At 58.1% G+C, this 18767-nt stretch carries 11 protein-coding genes and 3 pseudogenes; 2 read left to right on the top strand and 12 right to left on the bottom strand.

The features are described from left to right. Positions 1-15: 15 nt before the first annotated feature. From secA to AC0V60_RS04730, 3 genes and pseudogenes are all read right to left on the bottom strand, one after another. Positions 16-2788: pseudogene (secA, locus tag AC0V60_RS04740) on the bottom strand (preprotein translocase subunit SecA). A 137-nt stretch (positions 2789-2925) separates the two neighbouring features. Further along, a complete protein-coding gene (locus AC0V60_RS04735; protein WP_486177369.1) occupies positions 2926-3231 on the bottom strand; it encodes a hypothetical protein in 306 nt (101 codons plus the stop codon). Between the two features lie 53 nt (positions 3232-3284). Then, positions 3285-3602: a hypothetical protein gene (locus AC0V60_RS04730; RefSeq protein WP_486177368.1), complete on the bottom strand. Its 318-nt coding sequence runs from the start codon at positions 3600-3602 to the stop codon at positions 3285-3287. An 88-nt stretch (positions 3603-3690) separates the two neighbouring features. On the opposite strand from AC0V60_RS04730, the pseudogene argJ reads away from it, so the two are divergent. Next, a pseudogene (gene argJ, locus AC0V60_RS04725) lies at positions 3691-4916 on the top strand (bifunctional glutamate N-acetyltransferase/amino-acid acetyltransferase ArgJ). 9 nt (positions 4917-4925) lie between these two features. Beyond that, entirely contained in the window at positions 4926-5738 is an 813-nt protein-coding gene (locus AC0V60_RS04720) for an inositol monophosphatase family protein (protein ID WP_486177367.1), read from the top strand. Between the two features lie 68 nt (positions 5739-5806). Here the strand turns inward: AC0V60_RS04720 and trxA are convergent, their stop codons facing one another. From trxA to ahcY, 9 genes and pseudogenes are all read right to left on the bottom strand, one after another. Then, positions 5807-6127, bottom strand: a complete 321-nt coding sequence (gene trxA / locus AC0V60_RS04715; RefSeq protein ID WP_486177366.1) for a thioredoxin — start codon at positions 6125-6127, stop codon at positions 5807-5809. Between the two features lie 50 nt (positions 6128-6177). Further along, positions 6178-9666, bottom strand: a complete 3489-nt coding sequence (addA, locus tag AC0V60_RS04710) for a double-strand break repair helicase AddA (protein WP_486177365.1) — start codon at positions 9664-9666, stop codon at positions 6178-6180. After that, entirely contained in the window at positions 9663-12695 is a 3033-nt protein-coding gene (locus AC0V60_RS04705) for a PD-(D/E)XK nuclease family protein (RefSeq protein ID WP_486177364.1), read from the bottom strand. Before AC0V60_RS04705 ends, addA begins: the two co-directional genes overlap by 4 nt. 7 nt (positions 12696-12702) lie before the next feature. Continuing rightward, complete coding sequence (locus tag AC0V60_RS04700; protein WP_486177363.1) at positions 12703-13419, bottom strand: nucleotidyltransferase family protein; 717 nt, start codon at positions 13417-13419, stop codon at positions 12703-12705. Further along, a pseudogene (locus tag AC0V60_RS04695) lies at positions 13416-14401 on the bottom strand (aminoglycoside phosphotransferase family protein). The gene AC0V60_RS04700 and the pseudogene AC0V60_RS04695 overlap by 4 nt, the downstream one beginning before the upstream one ends. After that, positions 14398-14853, bottom strand: a complete 456-nt coding sequence (gene tsaE, locus AC0V60_RS04690; RefSeq protein WP_486177362.1) for a tRNA (adenosine(37)-N6)-threonylcarbamoyltransferase complex ATPase subunit type 1 TsaE — start codon at positions 14851-14853, stop codon at positions 14398-14400. The pseudogene AC0V60_RS04695 and the gene tsaE overlap by 4 nt, the downstream one beginning before the upstream one ends. Next, on the bottom strand, positions 14850-15560 hold the full coding sequence (locus AC0V60_RS04685) for a sensor histidine kinase (protein ID WP_486177361.1): 711 nt from the start codon (positions 15558-15560) through the stop codon (positions 14850-14852). The genes tsaE and AC0V60_RS04685 overlap by 4 nt, the downstream gene beginning before the upstream one ends. Continuing rightward, on the bottom strand, positions 15535-17199 hold the full coding sequence (locus tag AC0V60_RS04680; RefSeq protein ID WP_486177360.1) for a PAS-domain containing protein: 1665 nt from the start codon (positions 17197-17199) through the stop codon (positions 15535-15537). Before AC0V60_RS04680 ends, AC0V60_RS04685 begins: the two co-directional genes overlap by 26 nt. Before the next feature lie 141 nt (positions 17200-17340). Further along, complete coding sequence (gene ahcY / locus AC0V60_RS04675) at positions 17341-18759, bottom strand: adenosylhomocysteinase (RefSeq protein WP_486177359.1); 1419 nt, start codon at positions 18757-18759, stop codon at positions 17341-17343. Between the last annotated feature and the right edge of the window lie 8 nt (positions 18760-18767).

Raw genomic sequence — 18767 nt, 5'->3', positions numbered from 1 at the left:
CCCTACGAAAAGCCATTAGACAGGCGCAGCGACCGGCGGTACGCCTGCGGCACCGTGGCAGTGTTTGTACTTCTTGCCTGATCCACATGGGCAAACGGCATTGCGGCTGAGGCTAAGATGCGCGTAGGGGTTTTCAGTGATTGCCCCGCCCGTTCCCGCTTCTGGAGTGGTCGAGGGCGCAAGCGAACCGATCATGTCGCCGCGCAGTTCCGACCCATCGCCATCGTTCGAGTTATCAAGCCCTGTAAGCGGGTCAATATGACTCGTCAGGAAATCAGGAAGGTCCGGCAATGCCTGAGGCTCAGGCTCTGCAATGCGAAGTTCCGACTTAAGCAGAAGCTTGGTCACATCCTCGCGGAGCGTCTCGAGCATACTTTCGAACAGGCCAAACGCCTCTTGCTTATACTCGTTGATCGGGTTCTTTTGCGCTACAGAACGCATCCAGATCACTTGCCGCAAAGCATCTAGCGTGGCGAGATGTTCTTTCCAATGGAAGTCGAGACGCTCAAGCAGGATTTGCTTCTCAACCATGCGCCAGATTGCTGGATCATTCTTCGCGATCTTCGCTTCCATAAGAGCATCAGCTTCAGCCTTAATGCGCTCTTCTATGATCTCTTGTTCAACCTCATCCTCTTCCAACCAAGTGTCGATGGGAGGGGTGAGACCGAAGACCTCTTCGATCTTGTCTTTCAGACCTTGAACATTCCACTGCTCGGGATAGGAACCCACCGGGCAATTGGCATAAATGATCGCAGATAGACTGTCGTGGCGCATATCCATGACGACATCATCGACGGTCTCTGCATCCTGAATTTCGCCGCGCTGCTCGTAGATGACCTTACGCTGGTCGTTCATCACATCGTCGTATTGAACGACGCTCTTGCGCTGATCGTAATTGCGGCCCTCAACCTTTTTCTGAGCGGTTTCAATAGCTTTCGACAGCCACTTCGAACCAATAGCCTCGCCATCTTCGAGGTTGGAGTTCATCATCTTGGCAAACAAGGTGTCAGGGCCAAAGATGCGCAGGAGATCGTCTTCAAGGCACAGGTAAAAGCGTGAAAGGCCGGGGTCTCCCTGACGGCCTGAACGGCCGCGCAGCTGGTTGTCGATGCGGCGGCTTTCATGCCGCTCTGTGCCCAGAACAAACAGACCGCCCGCTTCGAGCACTTTGGCTTTTTCAGCTGCGGTCTCTTCTTTGATCCTGGCAATAGCTGCCTCTTTTTCGGGACCATCAGGCATCTCGCCGCACTCGTCATTGATACGAAAATCAAGGTTGCCGCCGAGCTGAATATCGGTCCCGCGCCCGGCCATATTGGTTGCAATCGTCACCGCGCCGATACGGCCTGCTTGCGCCACAATATGCGCCTCGCGCTCGTGCTGACGCGCGTTTAGAACTTCATGCTGCACACCCTCTTCATCGAGGAATTTCGATAGAAGTTCGGACTTTTCAATCGAGACCGTGCCCACAAGGATGGGCTGACCGATTTCGTTCTTTTCGCGGATCGCTTTTGCAATCGCCTGGAACTTGTCCATCGTGTTCTTGTAGAACTCGTCGTCCTCATCAATCCGCGCAACGGGAAGATTGGTGGGGATTTCAACGACGTTGACCTTATAAATGTCCCAAAATTCCGCCGCCTCGGTCGCGGCCGTACCGGTCATCCCGGCAAGTTTTGGATACATGCGGAAATAGTTCTGGAAGGTGATCGAGGCCATCGTTTGGTTCTCAGGCTCGATCTTGACGCCTTCCTTGGCCTCTACCGCCTGATGCAAACCATTGGACCAGCGACGCCCCTCCATCATTCGGCCAGTAAATTCGTCGATGATGACCACCTTATCGTCCTTGATGATGTAATGGTCATCGCGCTGGAACATATGGACCGCCTTCAATGCTTGATCGAGGTGGTGCACAACCTGCGTATTCTCAACGTCGTAAAGGTTGTCTGTCTCCAGAAGCCCCTTCTCCATGAGAAGCTTTTCAACTTCATCAAGGCCGTCTTCATTCAACTGAATGTTTTTGGTCTTCTCGTCTTTATCATACCACTCTTCGGGGATCTCTTTGGCGACCGCATCAAGAGCGACATAGAGGTCAGACTTGTCCTCGGTCGGACCAGAGATAATGAGCGGTGTGCGAGCCTCGTCGATCAGGATCGAGATCCACCTCATCGACAATCGCGTAATTGAACGGGCGCTGCACCATGGCGGCGCGCTCGTGCTTCATATTGTCGCGCAGATAGTCAAATCCGAATTCATTGTTCGTGCCGTATGTGATGTCGGCATTGTAAGCGTCGCGCTTATCGGCCTCCATCATATTGGGTACGATCACGCCGACGCTCAAACCAAGCCAAGTGTAAAGCTGCCCCATCCATTCTGCATCGCGGCGCGCAAGGTAATCATTGACCGTAATAACGTGGACACCCTTGCCCTCAATCGCATTGAGGTAACACGCAAGCGTCGCCATTAGCGTTTTACCCTCGCCGGTGCGCATTTCTGCGATTTCACCGCGCTGAAGGACAATACCGCCGATCATCTGCACATCAAAATGGCGCATCCCAAAAACGCGCTTTGAGGCCTCGCGAACGGTCGCGAAGGCTTCGGGCAGAATGTCATCAAGCGAAGAGCCTGCGTCGATCTGCTCGCGAAACTTGGACGTCTGCGCTTTTAGTGCCTCATCTGAGAGACCTTCGATCATGGGTTCGAGCGCGTTGATCTTTTCGACCACCTTGCCGATTTTCTTAACGTAGCGGTCGTTGGAAGAGCCAAAGACTGATTTGACGATTGCGTTGAACATGGACAGGGTAAACTCTTGTTTTATCGCGGTCTTGCACGGGGTGCCGGTTCGGCATCACACACGTAAGCTGCTAAATTATGGAACAAACGCCGCGGGCAAATCCACTGGCGCAAAGGGATTGGTGCCGTAGAAAGACGCTATTCCAGCGCGCGTTCCACCCCGAAAGCAAAGGGGGCCTTGAGAGCCGCAAGGGGCGGTGCGCCAAAAGACGGCTGCGTATCGCTCACCCGCTCCGTCGCCTCTGCGCGCGCTTCAGCAACAAAAGCGCACAGCTCGTGTGCCGCCTCAACCGCCTCGCAGCCGCCTACAATCGCGCGGGCCTGCGCGGCCACAGTCTCTGCCGCCGACGCATGCACAGGCGCTTGCAAAGCGGTAAGCCCGCTGAGCAGCACAAAGAGCGTCAAGAGATGGCGTTTGACCATAGAGACCTTGCAAATAGGCATTTCAGCCCAGTTCGTCCACCGCCTATCGTGCGGTTACAAGCAGCTATGGGCAATCATGGTGAATATTTGGTGACCTTGCGCATTGTGACCCATGATTGTGGAGGGTAATCAGCAGCAAGCCTACTCGAGCTTCGCCAGTTTATGGGCTGCGGATCTCTTGGATAGATATTCCGGTTTGCAACAGCCTCAGCAGCAGCAACGGCAGCAGCAATGGCATTGTCACGTTCTGCCTCAACAGCTTCCACTGTTTCGGGCGCAATTTTAATTGCACCGCTTGGTGCCGGGATTACCTCAGCCGGATTATCCTGCGCACTCAGCATGCCAGAAGAGACAGTACACAGTGCCGCGAAAAGCGCCGTTTTCCAATTCATGCGCTCATTCGTAACACAAACTGAAACCGCACAAAAAACAAAACCCAATTGCTAGCATCCTGCCGCCGCATTAGGGCTTCTCCCCATTATGGACTTAGAGACTTCTCCCCTCGCCCTGCCCTTTCCCGACATGCCAGCGATTGATGGCGTTGCCCTGCGCGTGGCGCGCGCTCGCTACAAAGAATGGGACCGCTGCGACCTGACCTTTGTGGAGTTGGCCCAAGGGACCAGCGTTGCAGGCGTATTCACCCAAAGCGCGTGTGCGTCGAGCGAAGTTGAGCTTGGGCGCGAACAGGTGAAGTCGGGCACCGCGCGCGCGCTGATCGTAAATGCGGGCAATTCCAATGCCTTTACCGGATATCGCGGGCGCGAGGCTGTTGAGCAGATCATGGGCCAGGTCGCTGAACATATTGGGTGCGAGCCGGCCGAAGTGCTCGTTTCCTCAACCGGCGTGATCGGAGTGCCCCTTCCCAAGGATAAGGCGCGCGAAGGCGTCGCGGCTGCCCTGACCGCTGAAACTTGCAGCTGGGAAGATGCTGCGGCCACGATCAACACCACGGATACGTTCAACAAAGGCGCGCATGCCTCGGCCATGCTAGGCAGCGCTCGGGTAGAGCTGTGCGGGATTATCAAGGGCTCCGGCATGATCGCGCCCGATATGGCGACCATGCTCGGCTATATCTTTACTGATGCGGATGTGGAGCCAGCGTTCCTGCAAGAGCTTTTAAGTTCTGCCAATTTGCAATCATTCTCCTGCATCACCGTGGACGGCGACACCTCAACCAGCGACACTGTGCTGGTGTTTGCCACGGGCAAAGCGGGCAATACCAAGATCACCGGATGGGACAGCCCCGGAGCAGACGCCTTTGCCGCCGCTTTGGGCGATGTGTGCCGCCAGCTCGCCCAGGCCGTGGTGCGCGACGGCGAAGGGGCCTCCAAATTCATCACCATCCGCGTCTCAGGCGCAGTGGACGACGACAGCGCACGCCGTGTGGGTCTAGCGGTCGCCAACTCCCCCTCGTCAAAACGGCGATAGCAGGAGAGGACGCCAATTGGGGCCGGGTCGTGATGGCAGTGGGCAAAGCTGGCGAGCCTGCCGACCGGGATAAGCTCTCCATTGCCTTTGGAGGCGTATGGGCGGCGCGCGATGGCTTGCCAGTTGAAGATTACGACGAAGCGTCCGTAGCTGAGCACTTAAAAGGCCAAGAGATTGACGTCGCCGTGGATTTAGGAATGGGCGCAGGATCAGCTCAAGTTTGGACCTGCGATCTGACGCATGGCTATATCTCGATCAATGCGGACTATCGTTCATAAGGGGCGCTTATGACTGAATTTTCACCTTTGGATGCCGAGATCCGCGATCTCCTCCGATTTGCTTGCCAGCGCTCGATGATGCCGCGCTTCCGCGCGCTGGCGGACGATGAGATCGAGATGAAGGGTAAGGATGACCCTGTCACCATCGTCGACCGCGAGATTGAAAAGTTCCTCACCGAAGCCCTTACCCGGCTTGCCCCCGATGTGGCGGTGGTTGGCGAAGAGGCTGTTGCGGCGGACGAGACCGTGCTCGAAAAACTGTCCGAAGCCTGCTGGATTATCGATCCGCTCGATGGCACTGCGAATTTCACGCAAGGCAAAGAGCCGTTTGGGGTCATTATCGCTTTGGCTGATGCAGGCGTGGCAGTGGCCGGTTGGCTCTATGATCCGATCAAAGACCGCCTGTGCCATGCCCGAAAAGGCGAAGGCGCCTTTATCAATGGTGAGCGGGTCCGCGCCAAGACAACAGGTCAAACCCCGCCTATCGCCGGGATCAGCACCTTGTTCCTTGATGCAGAAGAGCGCGCCCAAATGGATGAGCGGATCGCTCCGCATTACAGTCTGGTCGGCATTCCGCGCTGCGCTGCCGAGCAATATCCCCGGCTTGCACTTGGCGAAAACGATATCTCTGTGTTCAAGCGCACGCTTGCATGGGATCATGCAGCAGGCGTCTTATGGCTCAATGAGGCAGGCGGAAAAGCGGCACGCTATGACGGGAGCGAATACCGCGTCGATGAACACGAGCGCACCGGCATGATCGGCGCATCAAGCCCCGATCTGTGGGAGGCGTTTGCCGCGCGGGTTCAGGGCAACCTAAGCTAGAAACGAAAAAAGGGGCGACCGGGCATCCCCGCCCAGCAGCCCCTTCCGATGAAGAGCTCTAAACGCTCTTAAATTTCGCCTTCAATCCATTCTTTGAGCTGGCTTTTGGGAGCCGCGCCGACTTTGCGTGCAACCGGCTCACCATTCTTAAAAAGAACCATCAACGGAATTGACTGGACGCCCATGTCGGCTGGAATGCCAGTGTTTTCCATGATGTCCATTTTCGCGATGGTAACCGCACCGCCCAGCTCTTCGCTGATTTCTTCCAAGGCAGGCGCGATCATCTTACACGGGCCGCACCATTCGGCCCAAAAGTCGACCAGCACAGGCTTATCGCTCTCAAGCACATCGGTTTTAAAGCTATCATCGGTGACATTGACGGTGGCCATGGGGCTCTCCTTATCTTTGTGTTGGTCTTGAGGTAGGGCGCGACGGGCTCTCACTCAATATCAAGAGGGACAAACTTATCCTGTGTGTCCCCCAAACTTCTTTTGTGCGCCTCAATTTGCCCAGATGTTACCTCGAAGAGCGCGGGCGCATGGGTATAAAGGATGGCGGCTTTCACAGTCCTTCCCGGATAGATCACCTCGAGCGCGCTTACGTAAGCCGCCATCTGCTTGATCGTGCCCGTGGGGATGCTTCCCGCGTCCTTGGGCGGTCGGCGGGTGGTTTTGAAATCGACCACGGTGGCCGCTTCATCGGTGACCAGCAGGCGGTCAGCGGTGCCAGCGATCACGATGCCGCCCACTTGCGCTGTCAATGGCACCTCGGCCAGCGCATCTGCGGTGAAGATTGCTGCAAACTCTGGATGATCGAGGACACGAAGCGCGCTGTCGATCATCTCCGCACGCGCGTCTGCGTCAAAGTCCCCCGCCCGCCTTTCAAGCCATTGGCTCGCGGTTTCGCGCCTGCGCGCTGCCGCAACATCGGGCAGGCGTTCAAGCAGTGCATGAATCAAGGTTCCGCGCCGCGCGGCGTGTTTGGCAATATCGGGGCTAAGCGGCGGATCAGAGCCCTGCTCCTCGCCAGCGGAACTCGGTGCTAACGGACGCGGCGGTTTGGGCTCTTCGCCAATGGACGCAAACAGCCAAGAGGGCGGTTCCGCCGTGGCCGGCGCAGACGGCGATAGATCGTCGCCGACAAGCGGATCGGCTCTCACACCCCATTCCCGGCGCGCACCCCAAACCGGGTCTTCGAGTGCGGGGCCATCAAACACGGGCTCTAACCTTGCATACCAGCTGTCTTCATGCGGACCGCCCGCTTTCACCCGCTTCGGTCCCAAAGAGCCGCCGATAAAGAGTGCCTCTTCGGCTCTGGTCATCGCCACATAAAGCAGCCGCCAATGCTCCTGCATCGCGGCAATATCGGACTGCTCTTGCGCTTTCTCGACGGGCCCCACACGCTGTTCTTTGGAAAGCGAGGGCAGCGGGACAGCGCGGACGTCCGTAACCCCCTTGCCCAAGGGATCATCGGCAAGCTCAAGATCACCGCTTGTACCGGGATCGCCCGCTGCATCGGCTAGGATCACAATCGGGGCCTGCAACCCTTTCGACCCATGCACAGTCATCACGCGCACCTGACCGCCTGCATCATCTGCATCGCGTTTGAGGTCGGCGGTGCCCGCATCGAACCATTCGATAAAGCCTGCAAGGCTGGGTGTGTGAGCGCTCTCATAAGCGAAAGCAGAATTAATCAGCTCATCAACCGGGTCATTGGCCTCTCGCCCAAGCCTTGCGATCAGCTTGCGCCGCGCGCCCCAAGGTCCGGTGAGCAGCCAAGACAACAGAGCCTGCGGCGTTTCAAAATCGGCCCTTGCAAGGAGTGATTTCAACCTCTCGGCAGTCTCCATAACGCGGGGGTCTTCGTGATCCTTCAGGTGCCTCCACAAGCGCATCCCGTATGCTCTTGGCACATATTCGAGAAGCTCGTCTTGCGTCCAACCGATCAAGGGCGACACCAACAGATTGGCAAGCGACAGATCGTCGAGCGGCTGGGAGGCGAAGCGCAGCGCGGCCATGAGGTCATTAACGGCCAACGGCGCGCCAAGGCGCAGTCTGTCCACCCCTGCAACGGCCACCCCTTTGGCATGAAGCTTGGCAACGATCTGTGCGGCCAAATCCTTGCGCTTTCGAACCAACACCATAATATCGCCTTCGCGTGCATGTCGGCGCGTGCCCTTTTCAAGCACGTAAGGCTCTTCATCACTGACCCAAAGCCTCACCTGTTCCGCGATTTTTTCGGCCATTTGGGTATCATGGGCAGGAAGCCAATCCTGCTCGGCCCCCTCCTCTTCGTGTGATGCATCTTGAGCCCCTGTCACCGGCTGCCACAAAGCAACGAGGCCAGCACGGTCATCGCCGACATGCGGTTTTGAAGGCTTGCTCAGTCCAAACGCGCTATGGCCGATGGCATCCATCGTGTGATTAACAAAATCGAGCAGGGGTAATGCGGTGCGAAACGACCGGCCAAGGTCGAGGTCATTCCAAGTGGGCAAACGCCTTTCATCACGCATCTCATGGGCGTTGGCACGGGCGTTTTCGATCCGGCGATGGACCTTCTCCTTAGCGCGTTCAAAATTCTCAGGCGATGTGCCCTGAAAGCCAAAGATCGCCTGCTTGTAATCGCCAACTGTGAAGATCGTGCGCGTTTTGTCGCCGCGTGCGCCCTCACCAGAGAAGAAGTCGTCGATCAGCGCATATACAATATCCCATTGGCCCGGATTTGTGTCCTGCGCTTCGTCGATAAGGATGTGGTCGAAGCTGCGATCAAGCTTGTATCTGATCCAATCCGAGGCCTCAGCATTGCCCAAAAGGCGTGCGGCTTGGCGGATGAGATCGTCAAAATCGAGATACCCCTCCCGCGCTTTGGCCTCCTCCCAGCGCAGCGCAAAAGCTCGGCCCATTTCGAGCGCGCCTGTCAGGAATTCCGCAAGCGCAAGAAGAGCGCGTCGTTCTTGGTAAAGCGCGTATGCATCAGCAATTTCCTGTAACCGTTCAGGCAATTGCGGGTCGTTCTTGGCAGGCTTTGCCATCTGCCGCGGGGTGCCTTTTTTCGTAAGCGCCGTCTCAAGGAAGCGGTCGGCATGATGGGGCCGCTCTGACGCATCGAGTGCCAGCCAAACGGAATAAAACGCCGCGCATGCATCGCCGCCCTTGGTGCCCCAGCTTTGCATCAAGGGAAGCATTGCGGCGAGGTGGTGATCCGGGAAAGTGTCCGGGTGGAGCACGTCATTGGCCCAGGCTTCATCCGCGTCGCTGGGGATTTGAAGGAGCGTGCGAACCCGGCCCCCCATCGGCGATTGCCATGCGGCCCTGCCCTCCCACATGTCTGCTGCCGAAGCGCAGCGCATAAGCCAGAACCGCAAACTATCGGGTTCCTTTTCCTTGGCAAAGCGCGCGACAGCTTCATTGAAGGACGCATTCCCTTCACTCAGCATGCTGGCCAAAACCTCGCGTGCCAATAGCTCGCGCTCTCGGTCTTCCATCGGCTTTGCGCCAGGTGTCAGGCCCGCTTCTTCAGGAAAGCTTCCCAAAAGCCACTGTGAAAACGCATGGATCGTATCAATGCGCAAGCCCCCTCCGGGGCAATCAAGGACGCTTGCAAAGAGCGTCCGTGCACGGGCCTGCGTGGCAGGATCAAATTTTGCGCCGAGAAAATTGAGCTCTTTACCCAACGTCCCGGCATCAAGCCGAACCCAGCGCGCAAGCACCGAATTAATCCGTGTTGCCATCTCCGCAGCGCCCGCTTTGGTAAAGGTAAGGCACAGGATTTGGGAGGGATCAACGCCGGGGGTCAGCAGCAGGCGGAGGACGCGCGCGGACAGCACCTGTGTCTTGCCCGTTCCAGCAGAGGCCGAGAGCCAGACGTTATCGCGCGGATCGGCGGCGTGGAGTTGGTTGTCCTTGAGAGGGAAGACTGCGCCGCTCATGCCTCGCTCGCACCGTGCGGTTCACTGAGCAGCACAATCCACTCTTCCAAACGCATAAGTTGATCATAATCGGAATAGCCCGGATAATCGGGGTTTTCCTTTGCGGTGAAAGGTTTGTTGCCCAAAAGATAATCGTCGATCGCTCGGTGGAGATAGGCTGCATGCTCAGGCAAAAACGCCTCTGGGGTAAGGCCTGCACGCTTACCGCCCACTTTCATAGGGACGTCGATGTAGCCAAACTCGCGATCTTTCTTCGAACGTGCCAGCGACCAATATTCGAAGGTCTGAGCATCGCCGGAAATGGGCCTGCCGCCGTCAAATTCACCATCGTGCGCAATCAGGCCAAGCAGGCCCATCTGCAATGCATAGCCTGCCTCAACCTGTGCAGCAGAAGGCGGACCTCCCGTCTTGTAATCGACAATAGCAAGCGTGCCATCGGCAAGCCGGTCGATCCGGTCAGCACGGCCGCGCACTTTGATGCCTTTCACGCGCATTTCGCCGTTAGCTTCGCTCGCGATCACTTGCCGACCCTCTGCGCACGCTGCGTTGACCCACGCTTCAAACCGTTCGAGCGCGGCGATCAAACGCGGCTGCCACAGACCTTTGAAAAGCGGATGGACCTGCGCCCTTGCAAATTCGTCTGCCGCAAATTCCGCTATGTTCACGCTGGGATCAGACACCCTAACCTTGTGCCATGCATCAAGGATATCGTGGACCAACGTGCCCCGCAAAGCTGGATCACCAAAGGGATCGGCTGCCAGCGGCTCCAATTTGCGTAAGCTTAGAATCTCGGAGGCATAGAACTGATAGGGATCGCCCAAAAGCCGGTCGAGCCCTGTCACTTTGATATCGACGCGGCGCTGCCTGGCGCTGGGCTCTGGGCGCGGCCGCTTGTATTGCGGCGCAGGTTCAGGCGCTCTGTCGAGCTGTGCGAGCAGTCCTGCCATTCGGTCTTCTCTCGCCTCTGAGGCAAGTTCGCCCAAGAGCGCTTCCACCCGCAAAAGAAAACGCGAAGGCAAGGTTGGGCCCTCAGCATCCCTTTGCGCACGGCTAAGAACCACCTCAGGCGCTCCAAGCGCGCCTGCCAGATCGTGTGCAGCAAGGCCTATGCGGAATTCAGAACCCGGCACCCCGAGCGCGCGCAGGACGCCGGGCGCAAGCAATGCATCCGCGCCCGGTGATTGCGGCCAGCTGCCTTCATTTAGCCCTGCGCAAATCACCAAATCTGCTCGTGCAAGGCGCGATTCCAGCAAGCCGTAAATGGCAACGCGCGGATGCCCTCCATAAGGCGGACGCACTGCGATTTCGTCCATACAATCGCGCAAAACACCGGCCAGATCAGCAGGCGCAATCTTTGTCTCCAGCGTGCGTGCATGAAGGCGCAGGTCTTCGACCATTGCCGCAAGCGCGCGCCCATCCTCGCGTGCCCAAAGAGCATCGCCTGCAAGCGCCTCACCCGCCAGCACAAGAAGGTCGATCGCATCCGCCAACATCATCTCAGCGGGCAGATCGGTGAGCGGAGACAGTATATGTTCAACCCCCTCCCACCATTCTGTAACGCCCGCATCAATCGCGATTTTGCGCAGCGGCCCAAGCCCGGGAGCAGGTGTGGGTCCTCTCAACCGCCGGTCAAACTTTCGTAAATCGCTAAGCCATGCCGCGCGCGCCTCGTTGTCATCGCGCAGGACCAGCGGATGGGATAGCGATGCCACCACCTGTGCAGGACTGGGTCCATGAACCACAAGATCAGCCATAAGGCCAAAGAGGCGTCCCGCAGGCGTCAGCGACAACGCGCGGCCAGCAGTGTCGTCGGCTTCAATGTGCCAGCGTTGCAAATTTTGGGCAACGCGTTTGGCCAATGACCGGTCGGCGCTTACCACAGCAATGCGTTTTTCCGGAACCTCCAACGCCTCGCGAACCAGCATTGCAATACTCTGAGCCTCGTCTTCGGACGTGGCGCTTGTCATGAGGCGAACGTCTCTCAGGCGGCGCTTTTCCGGGCCCAGCTCAGCCCAGGTGCGGCTTGCCTTGGGCGGAAGGAACAACGAACTGATCGCAACGCTGCGCGATGGCTCTGCCGCGGCCATTCCGGAGCGATGCCATGGCCGTACTTCCTCGCGCGCGATCCCCATGCGTTCAAGCAGCAGTTTGAGGTGGTATTGCGGATGGGTCAGCGCTTCTTTTGTGCCAAACGGATCACCGCCAGCATCAGGCGCTGTGCCTGCCCGGCCAAGCTCTTCCCACGCCTCATCCGACAGCGTCAGGTCAAGATCTGGCAGAATCACCGCGCCATTGGGAAGGCCAGCGACCACACGAAGCATCCGCGCCAGAGCGGGCGAGGCGCTGGTGATGCCAGCTGCGACAATTGGGGATTGCGGCGGCTCTTGCCGCCAGTGTTTTGCGGCCCGGTCAAACAGCCGGTTGCGGCGTGTTGCTGCATCCACTTCGCCAAGCTCATCAAGCCGTGCGCGCCACCTCTCTTGAACCCTTGCAAACAGACGCAAAGAATTTTTCCAATGATCGGACAGATCGCCCAGCATATCGAGGATGGGATCACTAAGAAGATCACCCGGTGTCTTCTCTTCGACCAAAAGCCGGTCCATGGTTCGCGCCAATTCTCGCGCAAGACGAAGCCGCGCGGCTCCCGGCAATTCTGGATCGCCCTGCTCGGCCCGCTCGCTTTCGATTAGCTTGGCAATCTCCAGCCAACGCCGCGTCGGCTCAGCGGCGGGCGCAATGTCGATAGCGCTCAATGGATCGAGCAAAACGCCCAGCGCCTCGTCCAGATCAAGGTCGCCGATGGCGACCATACGGGGCATAAGAAGGCCTGCCCCGCCCACCTCGCCAGTATGGCGGATAAAGGCCTCAGAAATAGTGCGCGCTGCCCGCGAACTGGGCACCAGCAAGGTTAGCCGCGCGAGCCCCAAATCCCCCTCAGAATAGCGCGGGACAAGGCCTGCGACCAGCGCATCAGCAAAGCCGCGGTGGGCAGCGATTGAGTAGATTTGGGGTCCGCTTTCCTCGGCCACGCCTCCCCTAACCCCGGCTCAGCGCGTCTTGTGTGGGTCCGATGGCATCCGGCGTCCCGACCTCATACCAAAGTCCGGTGAAGGAAACGCCGAACAAGCGCCCCTCTTCAATCGCCCGGTTCCACAAAATGTTGGTTGAAAACTTGCCCTCAGGCGCATCGCGAAGGAGGCGCTTGGACACCAATTGGATACCGGTGTAGATAAAGGGGGCGATCCGGCCTGACTTGCGCCGGGTCAAGCGGCCAAGCCCGTCCATGTGAAAGTCGCCCTTGCCAGTGAAATTTTCAGCCCGCGCATGCCCCACAAGCAACAAAAGCGCATCCATCTCATCGGGGTTCCAGCGGGCTGACAGATCCTGAAAGGCGGTGCGCGGTCCGTCCAGCCAGATATTGTCAGCATTCAAGCAAAAGAACGGATCGGGCAGCGCTTCTTGTGCCTTGATGAGCCCGCCGCCTGTCTCCAACAATTCACTGCGCTCGTCCGAGATTGTGACCTTGGGCACCTCTCGTTCGAGCACATGGGCCTCAAGCGCATCGGCAAGATAGTGCACATTCACCACCGCGCGGCTCACACCGCTTTCCGCAAGGCGGTCCAATGCATGGTCAATCAGCGGCTTACCAGCGACCCGTACCATTGGCTTTGGCATGCTCGCGGTAAGCGGACGCATGCGTTTGCCTATCCCTGCAGCCATGACCATAGCGGTATCGGTCACAAGGTCTGTCATTCGAACGTCCCGCCGCCTGACCTGCGAAGATCGCCGGGAATGTTGGCGTCGAACCACCTGGCAACCGGTTCCATCGCGGGGTGTTTGAGGTCACGCTCCATCGCGGTCCAGACACGCGGGATCAGGCTTAGATATTTGGGTTTGCCATCGCGTTTGGCGAGCCGGGTGAATATCCCGACAATCTTGGCATTTCGCTGCGCTCCAAGCCGTGCATAATCGGCGCGGAAATGCTCATCAGCGTCCGCCGCAGCGATATAGCGGCTCAGCATTGTCTCCTCGAGCTCGGGCGACACATCACGCCTCGCGTCCTGCAAAAGAGAGACGAGATCGTATGCGCGGTGACCGGTAAGAGCGTCCTGAAAATCAATCAGCCCCTGAGGCGCACTTGGCCGCCCCCTAGAAGCATAATGTTCTCGGCGTGATAATCGCGAAGCACTGTCACGGGTTTTGAAGGCCTTGTAAGAAGAGGCGTCAAAACCTCTTCCCAAGCCAATTGATACCCAGCCTCATCGACTTCGAGCGATTTGGCCGGGCAATACCACTGTGTCAAAAGAGCGACCTCGCGCTGATACACTTCCATATCATAGGGCGCAAACGGCCCCGCTGGCCTCTGGTGCAGGTCCGCAAGAGCATCAATCGCCGCTTCGTAGGCGGGCATCTCGTCTTGCGGACGCGCATCAAGCCATTCGCGCATCCGGTCATCGCCAAAATCCTCGGTGAGAACCCAGCCTTGTGTCTTGTCCGCGCTCAAGATTTGCGGGGCGCGCTGCTCATTTTCGGTCAGCCAAGCGGCCACCTTGATGAATGGCGCCGGGTCTTCTTCTGGCGGCGGCGCATACATTAGCATCGCGGTCTCGCCGCTAGCACGTCGCAGGCGGAAATAGCGGCGGAAAGAGGCATCGCCCGGGATCGGCTCAATCGCGGCATCTCCCCAGCCAGCGCTTTCAACAAACGGGTTTAGTCCATACGGCAGGTCGCTCATGAAAATCGTCCTAGCCAATCCGCGCCCGGTTTCACAACCGCGATCCGGCCATTCCCCTTGGTTTCCAACACAATCGTGAGGCACCGGGCTTCATGCGCAAAGCCGCCCGCATGATCGGGCCATTCGGCCAATAACACAGCGCCCTCGCGGTAGTCGTCCAATCCCAGCTCAATTGCCTCAGACGGATGCTCTAACCGATAAAAATCCGCGTGCGCTGCAGGAAGGCGCATTGGCGGCGCATCGTATGATTCGATAATCGTGAAAGTGGGACTGGGCACCTCTTCTTGATGTCCTAACCCGGCGAGAATTGCGCGGGCCAAGGTGGTCTTGCCAGCACCGAGGCCTCCCTCCAGAGCGATGACGTCGCCGGCTTCCGCAAGATTGGCAAGCTGCGCGCCCCAATCGGCCACCGCCTCTAAATCGGGCAGGTCCTGCTCAAACAGCCCGCTCACGGCAGGGTAATGACCGCGATGGTTCCGACGCCCTGCTTGCTGTCGAGCTCCAACAAGCCGCCATGTGCTGCAACCAATTGGCGCGCGAGCCTTATGCCCAATCCGGTTTTAAGTGACGGATCAGAATCTTGCGGCAGTGCGCCCATGACCCGCTCAAGATGCTCAGGTGACATGCCCCGCCCGTCATCGCGAACTATGATCCGGCCGCGCCATTCATCGCCGCGCGCAGGTTTGGGTATCTCAATCGTGATCTTGCCGCCCTCGGGCGTTCCATTGATCGCATTGTCAATCAAATTGCCCACGGCCCGGCCAAGTTGGCGCGGATCTGCATCAACAATCCGGCCGCGGCGGCCTTTCAGATCAAGGCCAATCCCCGCCTCCACAATTGCTGTTTCTCGCTCGCGCACCAAACCGGTCAGGAACGGGAGCAAATCGACCTCTTCCTTGGTGATCGGCATGAGGCCCGCTTCGGTCTGAGATAGGTCAAGGACGTTCTCCACCTGCTCTGTCAGACGAGCAACCGAGGTGATGATCGCGTCGACATATTCGGCGGCCTGCTCATTAAAATCGCCCGCTGCACCGCTTGCCAGAAGTTCGGCAAACCCCCCGATAGTGGTGAGCGGTGTGCGGAATTCATAGGACATATTCGCAAGGAAGCGGGCCTTGACCGCGTCGGCCTCTTCAAGCGCCACAGCCCGTTCGCGCAAGGCCGCCTCGGCCTTTTGCGAGATCAGTGATATCCAGCACCGTCAAAAGCCCATTCCCGTCCGGCAATGGCACACCAGCAAATCGCAAAGTGCGTCCATCAGCCAAGGCTACCTGCCCTTGTTTTTCCCGCCGGTCTAACGTGGCTGCACGCACCACAGCGCCAATCGCCTCGATCTCGGCTGGGTCCTTGAGATTCGTACCAATCGCCTCAAGCAAGTCTTCAGCGCTTGGGTGAGTGTCTAGGAATTCCCCTGTCAGCCCCCAAGTGCCTGCAAAGCTTCGGTTCCAAAGCTGGACTGATCCATCTGGCGCAAAAATGGCGAGCGCTTCGAAAAGGCTATCAAGGGTTGCTGCCCTTGTGCGCAGCAGCGTGTCGCGCGTTGCGGAAAGCGCGAGTTGCTCCGTGCGATCTTCGGCGATCATCACGAGCCCGCCATCGGGCATGGGCTGAGCGACGATGCGAAGGTGCATGCCGCCAGGCAAAGGCCAATATTCTTCCTGTGTGTCGGCTGCATCGAACCAAGCGCGGTGTTCCTCGCGCCACTCAGGAAAATCGCGCACCTCAGGGGTTTGTCCGCGTTCGCGCGCGTCCGTAAGGAGCCGCGCAAAGGGCAATTTCCCTTCAAGTGCATCGGTTGAAAACAAGCCGAAGAGGCGGCGGAACGGTCGGTTTGCAAAGCTCAACGCTTCATCAGGGCTGAACTGCGCAACTCCAACAGAAAGCTGATCCAGCATTGTGCGCTGCGCATCGCGGAAGGCGCGAAAATCGCGGGCAAGCTGTTGTTGCTCCTCGACATCAATGGCGTACCCCGCCACTCCATCATCGCCCAGCGGCAAATCAGTAATCCGCATCGAACGGCGCTCGCCATCAATGGTGACACCGTCAATCCGGTCAACCTGCTGCTTATTGTCGAATGACATCCGCGCAAGCTGAGCCGGCGTTTGCCCCTCGCGCGCTTCGAGCAGCTCAATTTGATCCTCGATCACAGCCTCAAGATTGGGCGCGCCCACCGCCTCAATATAGGCCTCATTGGCGAGACGGATCTTCATCTCCGGATCGCGGATCCACATGGGCGTAGGCGCTGATGCAATCATGCCGCTGAGCGCCGCGAAATCCGATTTGGCTGTGCTCGCATCCTGCCGAAGCCGCGCAAGCTCGCTTTCGCTGGTAGTGAAATCAAAAACCCAAACAATCGCAGCGCCGCCCGGAGACACATGCGGATCGGCAAGCGAACCTTCGAGCGATAAGCTGCGCTTTGATCCCGGCAGCGTCATTGTCATAGAGAACGGCGCAGCACTCTTTTGGGTGGTGCGAACATGCTCCCACAGAGCGCCGGCTTGTTCTTTCGAAAGGCCCTCACCGTCTTCGCCTACGAGTTCCGAGAGATACGCGGGGATAGTTTCAAGCCCCAACCAGCGCGCCAAACGCTCTGGCGCCTCGATCCTCCCATCGGTGCGAACCAGCACCGGTATGGCGGGCGCTGCATCGACCAGATGCTGCATCCGCTTAAGTGACGCTTGGAGAGCTGCGCTGCGCTGGGTTTTGGCAGAAGCCCGCAGCACCATGACAGCCGCTGCAATCGTCCAAGCAGCAAGCATGAGCGCAATAGCAATGAGAGCGGGCGGCGAAATTTCCATTCCCTGTCAGCTATGCGCGAGAGCGCCTGCTTGCAACGGGCAAGTCATGCAAAAGCCCCCAGAAACTCACCACATCAGATGGAGTGAGCGTCTGGGGGCCAAAATTTGCGTCAACATTTGCCGAAAATTGGTTAGCGCCGCTTAATAGCGGTAATGATCCGGCTTGAATGGCCCGGCCTGCGGTACACCGATGTAATCGGCCTGCGTCTGGCTAAGCTGGGTCAGTTGTACGCCAAGCTTCTCAAGATGAAGCGCTGCCACTTTCTCATCGAGATGCTTAGGCAGGACATAAACCTCATTGTTGTACTCATCCGACTTGGTGAAAAGTTCGATCTGAGCAAGAACTTGGTTGGTGAAGCTTGCGCTCATCACAAAACTTGGGTGACCGGTGGCGCAGCCAAGGTTCACAAGGCGGCCCTTGGCCAAGATCAGCAGAGAATTGCCTTCGGGGAAGGTGACCATGTCAGTGCCTTCCTTGATCTCTTTCCAATCATAATTGTCGAGAGCGCTGATCTGAATCTCGCTATCAAAGTGACCAATGTTGCACACAATCGCCATGTTTTTCATGTTCTTCATGTGCTCACCAGTGATCACGTCTTCATTGCCGGTGGCAGTCACAAAGATGTCAGCGCGCTTGGTGGCCTCTTCCATGGAGACAACTTCATAGCCGTCCATGGCAGCCTGAAGGGCGCAGATCGGGTCAATCTCAGTGACCATAACGCGCGCGCCGCCATCACGAAGCGACGCAGCCGAGCCTTTGCCAACATCGCCGTATCCAGCGACACAAGCGACTTTACCTGCAAGCATCACATCGGTTGCACGGCGGATCGCGTCGACGAGGCTCTCTTTACAGCCATAAAGATTGTCGAACTTTGATTTGGTCACGCTGTCATTGACATTGATTGCCGGGAACGGGAGCTTGCCCTGCTTGGCGATCTGGTAAAGGCGCATAACGCCCGTCGTCGTCTCTTCGGAAACGCCCTTGATGTTCTGAACCGACTTCGTGAGGTAGCCGGGCTTCGCCTTGACATAGGCTTTGAGAGCGCGCTGGAATTCGATCTCTTCAGCGTTCGCCGGCGCCGGAAGCTCTTCGCCTGCCTCAATGCGGGCGCCCCAAAGCGCAAACATGGTGGCATCACCGCCATCATCGAGGATGATATTTGCGGTAAGATCCGCATCGGCCGCGGTCGACCAATCGAAGATACGGCCAACATAATCCCAATAATCGCTAAGCGTTTCGCCTTTGATCGCGAACACAGGAATACCCTGATCAGCGATTGCAGCGGCTGCGTGGTCCTGCGTCGAGAAAATGTTGCAGGTCGCCCAACGCACCTGTGCACCAAGCGCCACAAGCGTTTCAATTAGAACGGCAGTCTGGATCGTCATGTGCAGCGAACCAGTGATGCGCGCGCCTTTAAGAGGCTGGCTTGCGCCGTATTCATCGCGCAGAGCCATAAGGCCCGGCATTTCGGTCTCAGCAATGGCAATCTCATCGCGGCCGAACTGGGCAAGGGCGATATCTTTGATCACATATTCATGGGTGTGAGCTGCGGTGGCCATGGGCCATC

The sequence above is a fragment of the Erythrobacter sp. S259 genome, assembly GCF_057364965.1.
The sequence above is the reverse complement of the archived record's forward strand: the minus strand, read 5'-3'. Positions and strand labels throughout refer to the sequence as shown.